Origin of the sequence: Arthrobacter sp. MYb224 (assembly GCF_002975455.1) — a bacterium.
Lineage (GTDB): Bacteria > Actinomycetota > Actinomycetes > Actinomycetales > Micrococcaceae > Glutamicibacter.
Window position 1 is genome coordinate 43038 of sequence record NZ_PCPU01000001.1, and the last position, 12485, is coordinate 55522.

The following is a 12485-nucleotide window of genomic DNA, read 5'->3' on the forward strand; positions in this document are numbered from 1 at the left end:
TGTGGGCTAGGCACGCGTAGCGAGGTGCGTGATGGCCAATGACAAGATGATGGCGATGCCCAGTGCCCATTCTTTGATCCAGGGCCGGTCCACGCGTTTGGCGAGGAGCATCAGCAGGGTCATGATCACCGCCGAGGAACCGAAGGCGACCACATGGATCCAGGATTTGGGAAGCTCGCCGATGCCGAGCACCATAAAGGCGGCGACCATCGCGGCCCCCGGAACGATCATCATGATGGCGGGGTTGACCTTGCGCAGCGCCGAATCACCGCGTTTGAGCAGCGGGGTGAGCACCAGCGTGGCGATCATCCACATGGCACCGCCAAGGCTCATGGCCGCAAGCGCCAGGCCGAAGACCGCTTGGGTATAGGTGGGGCCACCGAGTTCGGCGCCGGTGGAATTCACCGCGATGGCCGCGGCCGCGGTTTCATAGGATACCGATCCGATCAGACCAATGCGGACCAGCACGGCCGGGGTTCCGAAGACCGTGAGCAAGGCGACCGCCACCATGACTACTGCCAGCGACGGGCCCAAAGCGGAGATGGCGCCTGCATTAAAGCTTCTCTTGATCTCCGCCTGGCTCATTCCTATATGAGGCGCCGCGATTTTGGCGGCCTTCATGTAGATGATGCTCTGGAGCACGATGACCAAGAAAACGCCGACGGCGCAGGCCCAAAGCACCGGCGAATTGGCTACTGCGAGAATATCGGTGGAATTGTTGTCCACCACGGCTGGGAAGTGCATCAGCGGTCTACCCTTCAGCGCATGGTTCACGGCGGTAAGCGAGCGCCGTGTTGAACCAGTTTCATGCCCGATGCACAACTCAGGCACTTCTCGTCGGGGAACCGTTATGCCCGGTAACTGCGCCCCAAGGTTTCCGTACGCGGCGGGGCTCGGGGGTGAATGAGGCTGGCCGAAGTGAGCCCCACCGGTGTCCGAGCGTGCTCCGGGATTCACCGGCCACGAGTGTTCGGAAGACTATGCAATTGTTCGTGGCCTGTCGCCGCGTGCCACTAACCATACTTGGCTTACGTCACATCGAAAACAGTTTTTTCGGGTGTTCTGCCACAGCTCGCAAGCGCAGAATAAATCTCTGACCAGCGATTAAAGGTGTCGGGCTCACTCGGGGGCGGGTCGTGGTCCGTGGTCGCGCGGCGCTATTTTTTCGTATTCGGATCGACGAATACGCGCGGTGCGCCGTCCCACAGGCTGCAGATTTCGTTGTGCGTGCGGCGCATAATGCTTTCCATATTGCGCCGTGCGCCGAGCGCATCCACATGGGAGATGCTTTCGGCAACCGACTGGTGCCAGGCCAGGGCCTCCTCATGCGGGCGTTCGGGCATCAGGCCCAGTTCGGTGCGTCCGCGCAGGATCGCGGCAATGGGGGTGGCCAGATTCGCGAACATTTCATTGCCCGAGGCGGCGAGCACCAGGCAATGAAAGCGGATATCCAGTTCGAGGAAGCGACGCAAATCGCCCTGGCGTCCGTAATGATTCATCTGGGCCGAGATCAGCAGAAGCTCTTTGCGCATCGCTTCGGGGGCAAACTCTGCGGCTAATTCTGCGGCCATCGGCTCCACCGAGATGCGCAGTTCGGTCAGCGAGCGCAGCTGGGCGCCGCGTTGCTCGCTCGCCAGGCGCCAGCGGATGACCTGAGTGTCGTAAGGATTCCACTCTTCGGGCCCCAGAACCCTGATGCCTACGCGTTTGGTGCTGGTGACTAGGCCGCACTGCGCTAGAACGCGCACCGCTTCACGGATCACGGAACGGGAAACCTGGAGCTTTGCCTCCAGCTCGGCGGCCAGGATGATCGATCCGCGCGGGATCTGCCCGTTGACGATTCGGGAGCCGAGGTGCTCAACCACATGAGCGTGCAGACTAGTTGCCATGGCGTCAGTTTAGCCAATATCTGCTGGTCAAGATGCGCTGGCACAGCCGAGGCGAAAAATAAATATGCTTTAAAAAGCGTTCAGGTCTGGGAATCGATGGGTGCGCACGCGTAGAATAGAACCCGTCACATGGCCGTGATGGAGGCCGTGAGTTCCCGGTTTCCAAAAAACGGTACAACTCCCCGGTAACTGATGGAGACTTATTTTTATGCCTGCACAGATTGGTGTCACAGGTCTGGCCGTGATGGGCGCGAACCTCGCCCGCAACTTCGCCCGCAACGGATACACTGTCGCCCTGCACAACCGCTCGGTCGCCAAGACCGATGCCCTGCTAGAGACGCACGGCGATGAAGGTGACTTCATCCGCACCGAATCGCTCGAAGAGCTGGTCGCGAATCTCGAGACCCCGCGCCGCGTGCTGATCATGGTGAAGGCCGGCGGTCCGGTTGATTCGGTCATCGATCAGCTGGTGCCACTGCTCGAAGAGGGCGACATCGTCATCGACGCCGGCAACTCGCACTACACCGACACCCGCCGCCGCGAAGCGGCACTGACCGAAAAGGGTCTGCACTTCGTTGGCGTTGGCGTCTCCGGTGGCGAAGAGGGCGCACTGCTCGGCCCATCGATCATGCCAGGCGGGTCGGCCCAGTCCTACAAGGCTCTGGGCCCGATGCTCGAGAAGATTGCGGCCAAGGCCGACGATGGCGCTCCATGCTGCGCATGGATCTCCACCGACGGTGCCGGCCACTTCGTGAAGATGGTGCACAACGGCATCGAGTACGCCGACATGCAGGTCATCGGCGAAGCCTACGACCTGATGCGCAATGCCGCTGGCATCGAGCCGGCGAAGCAGGCAGAGATCTTCGCCGACTGGAACAAGGGCGAGCTCTCCAGCTTCCTGATCGAGATCACCGCAGAGGTCCTCGGCCACACGGATGCCGCCACCGGCAAGCCACTGGTTGATGTCATCCAGGACTCGGCAGGCCAGAAGGGCACCGGTCGCTGGACCGTGCAGTCCGGCCTGGATATGGGTTCGCCGGTTTCGGCCATCGCCGAATCGGTCTTCGCCCGTTCGCTGTCCTCGCAGCGCGAGATCCGCGCGGTGGGCCAGGAAGTCCTGGCGGCCAACACCACCGAGGTCACCCTGCCGGAGAACTTCATCGAGGATGTGCGCCAGGCGCTGTTCGCCTCGAAGCTCGTCTCCTACGCACAAGGCCTGGACATGCTCACCTCGGCTGCCGGTGAGTACAACTGGGAACTGAAGATGGACGAGATCGCCGGGCTCTGGCGCGAAGGCTGCATCATTCGTGCCGCCCTGCTCAAGGACATCACCGCCGCCTACTCGGCAGATGAGAAGCCGGTCAACCTGCTCTTCGCTCCGGCCTTCGCCGAGGCAATCGCCAAGGCCGTGCCGGCTTGGCGCCGCGTGGTCTCGGTTGCAGTGCAGCTGGGTATCCCAGCGCCGCTGTTCTCCTCCTCGCTTGCCTACTACGATGGCCTGCGCCGCGAGCGTTTGCCGGCAGCGCTGACCCAGGGGCTGCGCGACTACTTCGGCGCGCACACCTACCGACGCGTCGACAAGGAAGGCACCTTCCACACGCAGTGGAGCGGTGACCGCACCGAGGTCGAGGCAGTGGACACCCACTAGTCTTCACGTAAAACGAGCACACCCGCAGATTCTTCTTAGAATCTGCGGGTGTGCTCGTTTAATTGGAGGTCAGTCGGCGAGCAGCAGTTCTGCCGTGGCCAGCAGCCGCACGGCCTCCTGGGGCGCTATGCGCACCAGGGCGAAAGATGCGACCACAAGGCCGGTGATCGCGGTGCTCAGCATGCCCGCGCGCTCCGCACTCGCCTCGGGCAGCGCGCTGGCCACGCCACGGAGTATCGCGGCCTGCAACTCGGCGCGGTATTCGCCGATGATGCGCGAAATCTTCGAGTCCTGGGCCAAAGGTGCGCTGGCGGTATTGATCAACAGGCAGCCATGCGCGGCGGGCAGGGATTCTGGGCGGGCAAAAACGGCGGCGAGCCCCTGCAGGTAGTCGGTGAGCGCCGAGGCCGGAACCTGGTCTGCGAGCAGCGGGAGCAGCCGAGGCCGCACGATTTCTTCGAGGTAGCTGACGACAGCCGCATCGAACAGGCCACGCTTGGAACCGAAGGAATTGTAGATACTCGAGCGGCTGAGTCCCGTGGCGGCTTCGAGCTCGGGCACCGAGGTAGCCTCGAAGCCCTTCGACCAGAAAACCGAGCGAGCATTTTCGATGACTTCCGCGCGGTCGAAAGCTAGTGTTCTTGCCATCACATACCTTTCCACTTTCGGTAACGACCATTCCAGTATATATTGAAATGGTCATTACAAAATAAATTGGGCCACTAAGCCCGTAGGGAGCCCTCCATCATGGTTATTACCGGACTCGTGCTTGGCGCGTTGGCAGCAATCATTCACGTCTACATCTTCTTGATGGAATCCGTGTGGTGGACCACCCCGCGAGCGCGCGCAATTTTTGGAACCAGCGAGGCGGAAGCGAAGGCCACCAAGGAACTGGCCTTCAATCAAGGCTTCTACAACCTGTTCCTCGGAATCGCGGTTTTGCTCGGTGTGGTGCTTTTCCTCATGGGCCAGCCGGTGATCGCAGCCACCTTGGTGCTCACCGGTGCCGGTTCCATGGTGCTTGCCGCCACGGTACTGCTGATCTCCAGTCCGGACAAGGCCTCCGCGGCGCTGAAGCAGGGAGTGCTGCCGCTCCTCGCGGTGATCTTCATGATCCTCGGTCTGGCCCTCTAGGTTATTTCCGTACCCGACAACCGCCCCCAGAAAGGTACTCATCAGGATGAGCGAATTTACCAGTACGCAGATCCAGCTAGCTAGCCGTCCCACCGGCTGGCCAACTGCCGAAAACTTCAACGTCACCACCAGCGCCTTCGGGCCGCTGCGTGCCGGCCAGGTGCGAGTACGCAACGAATTCCTATCCGTTGACCCATATATGCGCGGACGAATGAGCGACGCGCGTTCCTACGTTGCGCCCTACGGGATTGGCGAACGGATCACGGGAGGCGCGATCGGCCGCGTCGTCGAGTCCGCAGCCGAAGAGCTGCCGGTCGGAACGGTGGTGCTCCACCAGCACGGCTGGTCCGATACCGTCCAGGAAGAAGCCTCCAGCTTCAGCCAGGTTCCCGAGATTCCGGGCATGCCCCTGTCATTGCGCCTGCATATCCTTGGGATGACCGGGTTGACCGCCTATGTTGGCCTGACCGAGATTGCCTCGTTGAAGGCCGGGGAGACGGTCTTCATTTCCGGCGCCGCAGGTGCCGTGGGTACCGCGGCCGGACAGATCGCCAAGCTGCTCGGAGCCAAGCGGGTCATCGGTTCTGCCGGCAGCGCCGAGAAGGTCGAATTGCTCACCAGCAAGTACGGCTACGACGCGGCGTTCAACTACAAGGATGGCGATGTGCGCGGCCAACTGGCCGCCGCCGCTCCCGAGGGAATCGACGTGTTCTTCGACAACGTCGGAGGCGAGCATCTCGAAGCGGCGCTAGCTTCCTTCAACGACGGTGGACGCGCCGCACTGTGCGGGGCGATCTCCGGATACAACACCACCGAAAAAGCCGCCGGACCGGACAATATGGCCAACCTGATCACCCGCGGGCTCAAGCTGCAGGGCTTCACCCTCTCCAGCTACCTGCACCTGTCCGGAGAATTCGGGCAGCAAATGGGGGATTGGTTCGCCGCGGGCAAGATCGCCTACGACGAGACCATCGTCGACGGCATCGAGCACACCGTGGATGCGTTCCTGGACATGATGCGCGGCGCCAACACCGGCAAGATGCTGGTGCGGATCTAGCCGCCAGCACCATGAAGTGAGTGCCACTGGGCTCTGCAATGACTTTGCAGAGCCCAGTTGCGCTCCTGCTGTCTCCCGTCGCTGCCAGAGTGCATTGAGAATTTTGCCGACCAAGACCATGCGTGATTCGGTGAGCCAATCCGCGGGCCTGGGGATTCAACCATGCTTGGCGAGGCGAAATTCGCAGGCTTCGGAACTTGGCCGGTCACCGCTCGCCCCGATCGGTGCAAATTGCGGGCGTGCTTAAAAACTCGATTCTCGCAGGCCACCTTGCGGTTCCCGGTGCGCATCGCAACGGAGGCCGCGGAAAGCCGAGAAAGTATCTGGCTCCTACCCCTAGGAGAGCGCCGGAGTGAAGCGTAGAGTGGAAATAGACCGACCGGTCTAATTTGATGCAGTATTTCTTCAAGGGAGAAGAATCATGCGTGTGGCAAGGGACGATGTCGAAGTCAGGATGGAAATTCCCGGCGCGGTGATCCGTCAGCGCAAGGGATTCGGCGACGGGAGCGGATTCGAGTCCATCAGTGGTGAATACTTCACCCTCGCCGCGGGCGTGGACACCACCGCGTTGTTCGAGGGACTGGAAGGCGATCTGTGCCAATGCCCGCATTGGGGCTACGTGCTGCAAGGCCGGATCACCACGACGGATTCCCTGGGCGCTCAGGAAACGGTCGCCGCCCATGATCTCTTCTACTGGCCGTCGGGCCATAACGTGCGCGTCGATGCAGATGCCCAAATCGTCATGTTCAGTCCGGAGCAGCCGCACAGCGAGGTTATCGACCATATGATCAAGAAAGTCGGTGGCTAACCCCTCGTGGACGCACCGTCTGGTCAAATGCACCATCCGACCAAGCAGCTCTTGCTCGATGCGGGGATGCCGATGCTGCTGAAGCAGGGCTACAACGATCTTGGTATCCAGGCACTGCTCGCGGCCACCGGCACGCCGAAAGGCTCCTTCTACCATCATTTCCGGGACAAGGAAGATTTTGCGCTCCAAGTCATCGGGCAGTACATGCGCGGGGTGCACGACGGTCTCGATACATGCCTGACCGATGAGCATCTTGCTCCGCTGGACCGGGTGCGGGCATTCTTCGAGCTGACCCAGCAGAGCTACCGCGAGGAGGGCTATCTGGGCTGTCTCCTGGGAGGTTTGGGCCAGGAACTCTCTGGGGTCAGCGAGGTGTTCCGGCGCAAGATCGATGGGTGCCTGACCCAGATTGCCGAACGCATCGCGGCCTGCCTCCAGCTGGCTATCGAACGCGGCGAGGTTGCGGCCGGGGCCGACCCCCGAATCATGGCGACCCTCTTGGTGGATTGCTGGGAAGGCGCCGCGCTTCGCAGCCGGCTTCGGGGGAATGCCCAGCCGCTGAACGAAATGCTGGACTTCTACTTCACCTCGGCCGTCGGCCGCGGTACGTCGAAGCCCTGAAGTGAACAGTGCCGGAGCATCGCGCGTCCGAGCACTCGCTATTGAAACCGACGCTGGCCGCGCGCTGGCGATAGCGCTCCAAGCCCGGCCGGCTTGTGGGCCCTGGCGGATCATGCTGCGCGGCGCAAACACCGGCAAGATGCTGGTCCGCATTTAATTGTTCTGGCCAGCCACAAGGAGTGCCCACCGGGTTAGGATCGGATCATGTATGGATTGGATTCGACCTCCGGGGCGGTAGCGGAGCTGCTGCTGCTCGCCCCGCTGCTCGCCGTCCTGGTGGCCGCGGTGGGTGCTTTTGTGGCGCTCAGGGCCCTGCGCTTCCGGACAAAAATAAAGAGCGCCGAGCAATGGTGGGTACGCGTGGAAAACGCCGTCAACCATTGCCTGGCCGACAGCACCGTTGAGCAGAACCTGGGCACCACCATGCTTGCGCACCTCCAGGGCCAGGGCGAGCTGCCCGATGGCTTGGACGCGGAGCAGCGCCGCGAGTGGGAGCGGCTGAGCAGATTGCGCTGGAAGGTGCAGCCCGAGGATCTGGCGATGATCCACGACATGGTCAAGGATCTGGCGCTGAGCAAGTCGCGGCGCTTTAGCTCCATGGGAATACGCTTGAATCCGGAGCTGCGCCCCGAGCACGAGACCATGATGCGCCAAGCGCAGCTGGCGCTCAGGATCGACCAGAAGCTGGGGCGCGACAGCGACCCGGAGATCTTGAAGATCTTCACCAGCGAATAGCTAGGGCCGAAGGCTCAGCTGCCGGGCATGGAATGCGAAATGCCGGCTGGGGTAGGCGTAGATCTCGGATAGCGTCATCGATCGGGAGAAAAACGGGTCCCAGCGCTCCGGGAAATCCGCCCGCCGCAAGAGCGCGGCGGGGCTCTCCCGATCCAGCTTCCGCTCCAGGGCATTGATGGTCAGCCACAGCCGGCGCTCCATGCGCCGGTGGTTGAACACCAGCGCCGCCGCGCAGGAGCCGGCGTAGTTGACGGGATGAAACAGCGGGGTTGTGGCGTTCAGCAGCCGGGAGAATCCGGACTGCACCCCGGCCGGGCAGCGCACCAGGACGTGGACCAGCGGGATCAGCGCGCGGACTACCATGTAGCCGAAGACCATGTGGAAGAGCAGCTGCTCATTGCTCCAGCCGGTGCCGATGCTGCTCCGGCGCAGGTCGGCCCGGCTGGCGGTGCGCAGCAAGCGCTGCAGGTTTTGCGCATCCTGCCGGTAGCCCCTAACGATCCGGGACTTATTCTCCTCCATCGCAGTTCACCTCACGCAGAGAACTCGAACCGGCGGGCAACCCACCGAACTTCATTGTAGGCCCGTGCGGATTCGCTCAGCGAAGCATGCGCAACTCGATCATTTGCGGCAGCCCTGGATCTGTTTTTTCGGCCCCATCGAAGGCGAATCCGTTGCGCCGATAAAACGCCGTGGCCCGTGGATTGCCCCGGGCCACCCACAGCACCGCCGGCTCGTCTCCCAGCACCGCGTCCAAGAGCCCCTGCCCGATGCCGCTTCCATGGCATTGGGCCAGCAAGTACAGGCTGTACAGCTGCAGCCGGTCTTCGCCATCCAGTCCCGGCCCGGCGAGCGCGAAACCCACCAGTTCTCCTTGCGACTCGGCCACGACCCGGCGCAGTGCCGGGTTCTGGTCGGCGACCAGACGCCCCCAGAGGGTGCGCCGTGACTCCAGCTGCTCCGGGGTGAAGTAATCGGCCGGCAGCTGGTTGGCGTAGCTTTGCTTCCAGCAGCGGGTATGCAGCTGGGCAAGCGTCTCGACGTCCGCCGGTTCGGGGGCGCGCAGGGTGAAGTCCATGGGCTAGCCGGCGGTGTATTCGGCCAGGTGCTGGCCGGTGAGCGTGCCGGAGCCGGCCAGCTGCGCCGGGGTCCCTTCGAAGACGATGCTGCCGCCGTCGTGGCCGGCGCCCGGGCCCAGGTCGATTACCCAGTCCGCGTGGGCGACCACGGCCAGGTGGTGTTCGATCACGATCACCGTGTTGCCTTCGTCCACCATTTCATCAAGTAATCCCAGCAGCCGGTCCACGTCCGCCATGTGCAGGCCGGTGGTGGGTTCGTCCAGGATGTAGGTTCCCTGCCCCTTGCCCAGGTTGATCGCCAGCTTCAGGCGCTGGCGTTCGCCGCCGGAGAGGGTGTTCAGCGGTTGGCCGAGCTTGACGTAGCCCAGGCCCACCTGGTTCAGCCGTTCGAGCATCGCCTTGGCCTTGGGGACCTTGAGCTGTTCGAACGCTTGTTCGATGCTCAGGTTGAGCACCTCGGCGATGTTCAGCCCGTCCAAGCGGTATTCGAGGACCTTCGCGGTGTAGCGCTTGCCTTCGCAGACCTCGCAGCGCAGTTGCACTCCGGCCATGGTGGCCAGATCGGTGTAGGTGAAGCCCACCCCGTTGCAGTTCGGGCAGGCCCCTTCCGAATTGGCGCTGAACAGCGCCGGCTTGACGGAATTGGCCTTGGCGAAGGCCGCGCGGATCGGATCCAGGATCGAGGTGTAGGTTGCCGGGTTGCTGCGCCGGGAGCCGCGAATGGCGGACTGGTCCACCACCGCGACGTCCTCGCGCTTGGAGATGGTGCTGTGGATGAGCGTGGACTTTCCGGAGCCGGCCACCCCGGTGATCGCGCACAGCACGCCGCGCGGGATGTCCACGTCGATATTCTTCAGGTTGTGCGTGCTGGCCGCGCGGATCTGCAGCCGATCCTTGCCGCTGCGCACATTTTGCTTCATTGGCACCCGGGCGGAGAAGTGCCTGCCGGTCACCGTGTCGCTGGCCAGCAGGCCTTCGAGGTTGCCCGCGTAGCTGATATTGCCGCCGTGCAGCCCGGCGCCGGGGCCGAGGTCGATCACATGGTCGGCGATCTTGATGACCTCGGGCTTGTGCTCGACGACCAGCACCGTATTGCCCTTGTCGCGCAGGTCGCGCAGCAGGTGGTTCATGCGCTGGATATCGTGCGGGTGCAATCCCACCGTGGGTTCGTCGAAGACGTAGGTGACATCGGAAAGCGCGCTGCCCAGATGGCGGATCATCTTCACGCGCTGCGACTCGCCTCCGGAGAGGGTGCCGGCCGGGCGGTCCAGGGAAATGTAGCCCAAGCCGATCTGGATCATGGAGGCGAGAATCGCGCGCAGATTGGCCAGCAGCGGAGCGGCGTCCTCGATCACCAGCTTCACGAGCTCCGCATGCAGGTCGGTAACCTGCATGGCGGTCATCTGGGCGATGCCCAGGCCCGCAATCTTCGAGGCGCGCGCCTTCTCGCTCAATCGCGAACCGTTGCAGGCCGCGCAGGGTGCGGTGGTGGAAATCCGCTCGATCCAATCCCGGATATGCGCCTGCTTGATCTCCCGGCCCGAGTGGATGTAATTGGACTTGATCCGGGTGATCAGCCCGGAGTAGCTCATATTCGCCCCGTTGAGCTTGACCTTGCCCGGCTCCGCGTAGAGCATCCGCTCCAGCATGTCCTTGGGCATGTCCTTGAGCTTCACCTGCAGGTCCGGCTCGGTGCCCGCGGTCAACGTCTGCCAGAGCCAGGAATCCGGGGCGAAGTTCGGGGCCGTGATGGCGCCCTCGGCCAGCGTTTTATCCCAGTCGAGCAGTTCGTCCAGGTCGATGCTCGCCTCCGTGCCAAATCCCTCGCAGGTCGCGCAGGCCCCCTCGCCAAGGTTGAACGAGTACGCTCCGGCCCCACCGGCGCTCGGCGTGGAATAGCGCGAGTAGAGCACGCGCAGCAGCGAGTACGCGTCGGTGGCGGTGCCCACGGTGGAGCGCGAGTTCGCCCCCATGCGCTCTTGATCCACCACGATCGCCGCCGACAGGTTTTCCAGCACCTCGACATCGGGCCGCGGCATCGAGGGCATGAAGGACTGAACGAAGGAGGTGTAGGTTTCGTTGATCAGCCGCTGCGACTCCGCGGCAATGGTGCCGAAGACCAGCGAAGACTTGCCCGAGCCGGAGACTCCGGTAAAAGCGGTGATGCGGCGCTTGGGGATGTCCGCATCCACCCCCTGCAGATTGTTCTCCCGTGCTTGGCGGACGCGGATCAGGTCGTGGGTATCTGCAGGATGCTGGGTCATGAGCTAAATCCTACCCAGTTCCCGCAGCAGCTCCCTGGCCCGGGTGCGCAGTTCCTCGCTCAGATTGTGCAACGGGGCCGGCAGGGCGGAGTCCGAGACCATGCCGAGTTCCCGGGCCAGTCCCGCGATGGCGCGGGCGCTGCCGCCGCAGGCGGTGTAGAACTCCCACAGGCTGGCAAGCTGCCCCGATTCGGCGAGCGCACGCTCATGGTCTGACTCGCTGGCCGGCTTGGAGATCCGCAGCGCCAGCTCCGGCAGGGCTCCGGCGAGCACGCTGTACCACCCGTCGCACCCGGCGGCCAGGCCCGCGGCGGCGACGGCATCTCCCGAAATCCCCAGCGTGACGTCCGCCGGGATCACCGAACGGATGGCTGCGACGTGCTCGCGTGCCGCTTGCGGGTTAGCCGGCAGCGGCGGGATCTTGATCGACGCGACATTTGGCAGGGCGCCAATGCGCGCGTAGAGCTCCAGGCTGAAGCTGAAGTGGGTGGTGCCCGGGTTGTCATAGAGGATTACCGGCAGGGTGCTCGCCGCGCAGACCGCGGCAAACAGGGCGAACACCTCATCTTCGGTCAGCGGCTGATAACTGACCGGCGCCAGGAGCAGTCCTTGGGCCCCGGCCAGCTCGGCCGAACGCACATTCGCCAAGACCTGCGAGGTGCGCAGCGCACCGACGCCCACGTACACCGGCGTTCCGTTGGCGGCAGGCACCGCCAGCTCGGCTGCCCGGGCGCGCTCGCCGGGATCGAGATAGGCGTACATGCCGGTGGAACCGAGCACGGTGATCGAGTCGACGCCGCTGCCAGATAGCCGCTCGATGAGCGCGGTGAAGCGTGGCTCGTCGAGGCTGTCCTCGACCAGGGGAGTGAGCGGGAAGGCGCTGAGCCCGGAAAACATATCGAGGTGCTCCAAGTCATGGGCGGATAGGATGGTGTCTCTCATTAAAGCCGGGGGTAGCGCCGTGGCAGAATATGACGCGGTGCAGGTAACCTGGTGTCCCTCCACGGGCTGGAGCGCTAGCGTTTAACCGTTGTTCGGAGACGGAACGCTGCGTGGATTCGCCAAAGCGCGGGATTCTCTGGACAAAAGGCGAGAGTTGGCGGCATTGAGCCACGTCTCATCCATATGACCTGGCTCATGGTTTCTAAGAACCGAGTGCAGGCCATAACATGGTGGATGCATGTCGTGCGCCACAAAACCCGTGGTCTCGACGCCCCTCAGCTCGTCACACATCATTCGTCACCATGAAA

General features: G+C 63.3%; 13 protein-coding genes. 6 read left to right on the top strand and 7 right to left on the bottom strand.

Features of this window, described 5'->3' with window-relative positions; genetic code table 11:
* Positions 1 to 6: 6 nt before the first annotated feature.
* Positions 7 to 744 carry a DUF5058 family protein gene (locus tag CQ017_RS00235; RefSeq protein WP_105552472.1) on the bottom strand — a complete coding sequence of 246 codons (738 nt, stop codon included), beginning with the start codon at positions 742 to 744 and terminating at the stop codon, positions 7 to 9.
* Positions 745 to 1157: 413 nt separating this feature from the next.
* Positions 1158 to 1889, bottom strand: coding sequence for a FadR/GntR family transcriptional regulator (locus tag CQ017_RS00240; RefSeq protein ID WP_096286976.1), 732 nt, complete (start codon positions 1887 to 1889; stop codon positions 1158 to 1160).
* A 208-nt stretch (positions 1890 to 2097) separates the two neighbouring features.
* On the opposite strand from CQ017_RS00240, the gene gndA reads away from it, so the two are divergent.
* Complete coding sequence (gene gndA / locus CQ017_RS00245; protein WP_105552045.1) at positions 2098 to 3537, top strand: NADP-dependent phosphogluconate dehydrogenase; 1440 nt, start codon at positions 2098 to 2100, stop codon at positions 3535 to 3537.
* A gap of 69 nt (positions 3538 to 3606) precedes the next feature.
* On the opposite strand, the gene CQ017_RS00250 is transcribed toward gndA, so the two are convergent.
* Entirely contained in the window at positions 3607 to 4185 is a 579-nt protein-coding gene (locus CQ017_RS00250; protein WP_096286972.1) for a TetR/AcrR family transcriptional regulator, read from the bottom strand.
* 99 nt (positions 4186 to 4284) lie between these two features.
* Here CQ017_RS00250 and CQ017_RS00255 point away from each other — a divergent pair, with 99 nt between their 5' ends.
* The 5 genes from CQ017_RS00255 (at position 4285) to CQ017_RS00275 (ending at position 7892) form a co-directional block, all read left to right on the top strand.
* Complete coding sequence (locus CQ017_RS00255; RefSeq protein WP_105552046.1) at positions 4285 to 4671, top strand: DUF1304 domain-containing protein; 387 nt, start codon at positions 4285 to 4287, stop codon at positions 4669 to 4671.
* Between the two features lie 46 nt (positions 4672 to 4717).
* A complete protein-coding gene (locus CQ017_RS00260) occupies positions 4718 to 5728 on the top strand; it encodes an NADP-dependent oxidoreductase (protein WP_096286968.1) in 1011 nt (336 codons plus the stop codon).
* A 421-nt stretch (positions 5729 to 6149) separates the two neighbouring features.
* Positions 6150 to 6536: a hypothetical protein gene (locus tag CQ017_RS00265; protein ID WP_105552047.1), complete on the top strand. Its 387-nt coding sequence runs from the start codon at positions 6150 to 6152 to the stop codon at positions 6534 to 6536.
* Positions 6537 to 6563: 27 nt separating this feature from the next.
* Positions 6564 to 7157: a TetR/AcrR family transcriptional regulator gene (locus CQ017_RS00270; protein ID WP_105552048.1), complete on the top strand. Its 594-nt coding sequence runs from the start codon at positions 6564 to 6566 to the stop codon at positions 7155 to 7157.
* A gap of 204 nt (positions 7158 to 7361) precedes the next feature.
* Positions 7362 to 7892 (top strand): hypothetical protein, encoded by a 531-nt coding sequence (locus tag CQ017_RS00275; protein ID WP_105552049.1) that lies wholly within the window; start codon positions 7362 to 7364, stop codon positions 7890 to 7892.
* Here the strand turns inward: CQ017_RS00275 and CQ017_RS00280 are convergent, their stop codons facing one another.
* The 4 genes from CQ017_RS00280 to CQ017_RS00295 form a co-directional block, all read right to left on the bottom strand.
* Positions 7893 to 8414: a DinB family protein gene (locus tag CQ017_RS00280; RefSeq protein ID WP_105552050.1), complete on the bottom strand. Its 522-nt coding sequence runs from the start codon at positions 8412 to 8414 to the stop codon at positions 7893 to 7895.
* 76 nt (positions 8415 to 8490) lie between these two features.
* Positions 8491 to 8970 carry a GNAT family N-acetyltransferase gene (locus CQ017_RS00285; RefSeq protein ID WP_105552051.1) on the bottom strand — a complete coding sequence of 160 codons (480 nt, stop codon included), beginning with the start codon at positions 8968 to 8970 and terminating at the stop codon, positions 8491 to 8493.
* Between the two features lie 3 nt (positions 8971 to 8973).
* Positions 8974 to 11235, bottom strand: coding sequence for an excinuclease ABC subunit UvrA (locus tag CQ017_RS00290; protein ID WP_105552052.1), 2262 nt, complete (start codon positions 11233 to 11235; stop codon positions 8974 to 8976).
* A gap of 3 nt (positions 11236 to 11238) precedes the next feature.
* Positions 11239 to 12177 carry a dihydrodipicolinate synthase family protein gene (locus CQ017_RS00295; protein ID WP_255248456.1) on the bottom strand — a complete coding sequence of 313 codons (939 nt, stop codon included), beginning with the start codon at positions 12175 to 12177 and terminating at the stop codon, positions 11239 to 11241.
* Positions 12178 to 12485: the final 308 nt, after the last annotated feature.

Bases quoted from the DNA above. Each gene is read 5' to 3' on its own strand.
- CQ017_RS00235 (WP_105552472.1), bottom strand. From the start codon at position 744: ATGCACTTCCCAGCCGTGGTGGACAACAATTCCACCGATATTCTCGCA.
- CQ017_RS00240 (WP_096286976.1), bottom strand. From the start codon at position 1,889: ATGGCAACTAGTCTGCACGCTCATGTGGTTGAGCACCTCGGCTCCCGA.
- gndA (WP_105552045.1), top strand. From the start codon at position 2,098: ATGCCTGCACAGATTGGTGTCACAGGTCTGGCCGTGATGGGCGCGAAC.
- CQ017_RS00250 (WP_096286972.1), bottom strand. From the start codon at position 4,185: ATGGCAAGAACACTAGCTTTCGACCGCGCGGAAGTCATCGAAAATGCT.
- CQ017_RS00255 (WP_105552046.1), top strand. From the start codon at position 4,285: ATGGTTATTACCGGACTCGTGCTTGGCGCGTTGGCAGCAATCATTCAC.
- CQ017_RS00260 (WP_096286968.1), top strand. From the start codon at position 4,718: ATGAGCGAATTTACCAGTACGCAGATCCAGCTAGCTAGCCGTCCCACC.
- CQ017_RS00265 (WP_105552047.1), top strand. From the start codon at position 6,150: ATGCGTGTGGCAAGGGACGATGTCGAAGTCAGGATGGAAATTCCCGGC.
- CQ017_RS00270 (WP_105552048.1), top strand. From the start codon at position 6,564: ATGCACCATCCGACCAAGCAGCTCTTGCTCGATGCGGGGATGCCGATG.
- CQ017_RS00275 (WP_105552049.1), top strand. From the start codon at position 7,362: ATGTATGGATTGGATTCGACCTCCGGGGCGGTAGCGGAGCTGCTGCTG.
- CQ017_RS00280 (WP_105552050.1), bottom strand. From the start codon at position 8,414: ATGGAGGAGAATAAGTCCCGGATCGTTAGGGGCTACCGGCAGGATGCG.
- CQ017_RS00285 (WP_105552051.1), bottom strand. From the start codon at position 8,970: ATGGACTTCACCCTGCGCGCCCCCGAACCGGCGGACGTCGAGACGCTT.
- CQ017_RS00290 (WP_105552052.1), bottom strand. From the start codon at position 11,235: ATGACCCAGCATCCTGCAGATACCCACGACCTGATCCGCGTCCGCCAA.
- CQ017_RS00295 (WP_255248456.1), bottom strand. From the start codon at position 12,177: ATGAGAGACACCATCCTATCCGCCCATGACTTGGAGCACCTCGATATG.